The 518-nt window shown below is 38.4% G+C and carries 1 protein-coding gene; it reads right to left on the bottom strand.

From position 1 onward, the window contains the following. Window positions 1–160 precede the first annotated feature (160 nt). Window positions 161–415: a hypothetical protein gene (locus AB4384_RS22920; protein ID WP_371724578.1), complete on the bottom strand. Its 255-nt coding sequence runs from the start codon at window positions 413–415 to the stop codon at window positions 161–163. Window positions 416–518 lie beyond the last annotated feature (103 nt).

The following is a 518-nucleotide window of genomic DNA, read 5'->3' as shown; positions in this document are numbered from 1 at the left end:
ATGGGGCAAAAGTAAGTTCATCACGCACCCTGCGTGATGGATTTACAACAAAGAAAGGAGAAGAAGTACGTTAAGATGAGTTGTGGAACGGGCTATTGTACATTTGGGAAGCTTGTTGTTTGGTAGTTTGACTACGACCAGAATAGCTTGACTTGACTGGCTAAAGATCAAACTCAGAGTCATCTTTTAATCGGTCATACTCAGCTTTAACAGCTGGGTCGTCAAATGCTTTGAGTTTTAATGATTCCAACCGACTAAGCTTCTTTAAAGTCCAACTTCCATCACCATTATCAATCCACTCTATTGAATCACCTTCATCCCAAGATAAATCTTTCTGTAACTCATCAGGTATTAAGAAGTAGTGATCACCATCTTCATTTTGTTCTATTTTTACTCGCACTGTATGCATGCTCATACTAAATCTAGGGGGTGTATTAAGTTTGTCGCATTACAATAAATTAGGCAAAGATGATATCGTAAAAATGTTAGGAAAAGCTGCGCTGAATTGAAATGGGGCA

The sequence above is a fragment of the Vibrio sp. 10N.261.51.A4 genome (assembly GCF_041471945.1).
Taxonomy (GTDB): Bacteria; Pseudomonadota; Gammaproteobacteria; order Enterobacterales; family Vibrionaceae; genus Vibrio; species Vibrio crassostreae_C.
This window is presented reverse-complemented; position numbering and strand designations above follow the sequence as displayed.

What these genes read in the sequence shown, in the direction of transcription:
- AB4384_RS22920 (WP_371724578.1), bottom strand. Translation starts at nt 415, where the DNA reads ATGAGCATGCATACAGTGCGAGTAAAAATAGAACAAAATGAAGATGGT.